Raw genomic sequence first — 2,248 nt, forward strand, 5'->3', positions numbered from 1 at the left:
TTGGCCGCACCGTCCGGGTGACCATCCAGGCCGACAAGGATGCACGTGCAGGTGCCGCCGACATTTCGCGGCTCTATGTGCGCAATGCCTCCGGCGGCATGGTGCCGCTCTCGACGCTGGGCAAACTCGTGCCCTTCGTCGGCCCGGAGACCGTGCCGCACTACAACAACAATGCCTCGGCCTCGATCAATGGCGGCGCCGCACCGGGCTTTTCCTCCGGCCAGGCGGTTGCCGCCATGGAACGGGCCGCTGCAACCGCGCTGCCAAGGGATTTCGGTTTCGAATGGACCGGCATCACCTTCCAGGAGCTCAAGGCAGGATCGATCGCGTCCGTCGTCTTCGGCCTCGCCATTGTCTTCGTCTTCCTGATCCTGGCGATGCAGTATGAGAGCTGGGCGATGCCGTTCATGGTGCTGTTGGCGGTGCCACTGGCCCTGTTCGGCGCCTTCGCAGCGTTGTTGCTGCGTGGCATGCAGATCGACGTCTACTCGCAGATCGGCTTCGTCATGCTGATCGGCCTGGCGGCCAAGAATGCGATCCTGATCGTCGAATTCGCAAGGCGACGGCGCGAGGAAGGCCTCAGCATCGTCGACGCGGCGATGGAGGCGGCACGGCTCAGGCTGCGGCCGATCCTGATGACGGCCTTCGCCTTCATCCTCGGCGTGCTGCCGCTGATGTTTGCGACCGGCGCCGGTGCGGCAAGCCGGCAGTCGATCGGCACCACCGTGTTCGGCGGCATGGTCGCGGCGACCATCCTGTCGCTGGTGTTCGTGCCGGTGTTCTACGCGGTCATCGAACAGCTGCGTGAACGCCGCGGCAAAGACGAGCCCACCTCTCAAGACAATGAACCAACTGCTGAGCACGCTTTACCGCCCCTGGCGGAAGCGGCCGAATAAGATTGGAGACTGATCATGCGTAAATGGAAAATCGCGTTGGGAACGGCTGTCGCGCTGGGTGCGATCTCGGTGGCCAGCGTCCACCTGCTCGATATGGGCAATCTCAGCCTCAATGCCGGCACGGCAGGTGCGGCGCCCGCCCCGGCGGCGTTCGTCATGCCGGTGCCGGTGGTCAGCGTCGTCAAGAAGACGATCCCGATCTACCTCGACTATGCCGCGCGGACAGAGCCGATCCGCAGCATCACCTTACAGGCGAGGATTCCCGGCTATCTGCAGGAGCAGACCGCAGCCGACGGCGTCGACGTCCGGCAAGGCGATCTTCTCTACAAGATCTCGCCTGACGACTTCCAGGCGGCGCTCGACCAGGCCAAGGCCCAAGTGCAGCGCGACACGGCGACGCTCGACTATGCCCGCTCGAATCTTGGTCGCGGCACCGAGCTCGCCAAGAGCGGCTACCTCGCCAAGGACGGCTTCGACCAGCGCACCAGCACCTTGCGCGAAGCGCAGGCATCGCTGGCGCTGAACCAGGCGGCGGTCCGCACGGCAGAGCTCAATCTGAGCTACGCTGAAATCCGGGCGCCGTTTGCCGGGCGCCTTGGCCGCAACCAGGCCTCGGTCGGAACGCTGGTCAGCGTCGCCGGCACCGTGCTCAACACGCTGGTGCAGCTCGACCCGATCTACGTCACCTTCAACCCGAGCGAGACGGATCTGACCGAGATCGAGCAAGCCCGTGCGAACGGCCCGATCGAAGTGGATGTCCTGCTCCCCGGCCAGACCGAGGCAAGCCAGAAGGGCGAGCTTACCTTCATCGACAATTCGGTCGACCGCTCGACCGGCACGATCACGGCGCGCGCGACGATCGGCAATGGCAAGTTCACGCTGCTGCCGGGCCAATATGTCCGTGTCCGGCTGCATGTGAGAGAGCAGGCCGATGCGCTGATGGTGCCACAGACGGCGCTGGGCTCAAGCCAGCTCGGCAAATATCTCTATGTCGTCGGCAAGGGCAATACGGTCGACCAGCGGCTGGTTTCGCTCGGACCGACGAGCGGCGATCAGGTCGCCATCCTCAGCGGCGTCGCCGAGGGCGACCAGGTGATTACGGGAAATCTGCAGAAGATCGGCCCCGGAGCGCCCGTATCGCCGATACCGGAAAAGCCGGCCACCTGAACACCCCCGTCAGGATCCGGCTTCAGCGCGGCGCCCCGGCCTTCCCACAGGTCGCGGGCGCCGCTCGACTGAGCAGTTCCACCAGACCGGCAACATCGGCCCGGTCGGCCTTGGCCGGCGGCATGAATGCACAATAGGGGTGCCCGAGGTGCACCGAGACGAGGAGAGCGCAATCAGCCGACCGG

Annotated in this window: 2 protein-coding genes; both read left to right on the forward strand. The window is 65.3% G+C overall.

Going from position 1 to position 2,248, the window contains the following annotated elements; genetic code table 11:
• Positions 1–896 (forward strand): efflux RND transporter permease subunit (locus EN994_RS28040; protein ID WP_164746263.1); only part of this gene is annotated, 896 nt, incomplete at its 5' end.
• A gap of 15 nt (positions 897–911) precedes the next feature.
• Positions 912–2,063 (forward strand): efflux RND transporter periplasmic adaptor subunit, encoded by a 1,152-nt coding sequence (locus EN994_RS28045; protein ID WP_013532876.1) that lies wholly within the window; start codon positions 912–914, stop codon positions 2,061–2,063.
• The last annotated feature ends 185 nt before the right edge of the window (positions 2,064–2,248 follow it).

This window comes from Mesorhizobium sp. M7A.F.Ca.CA.002.09.1.1 (genome assembly GCF_003998555.1).
GTDB lineage: Bacteria > Pseudomonadota > Alphaproteobacteria > Rhizobiales > Rhizobiaceae > Mesorhizobium > Mesorhizobium ciceri.

Excerpts from the sequence above, each read along its gene's own strand:
- EN994_RS28045 (WP_013532876.1), top strand. The coding sequence starts at position 912 with ATGCGTAAATGGAAAATCGCGTTGGGAACGGCTGTCGCGCTGGGTGCG.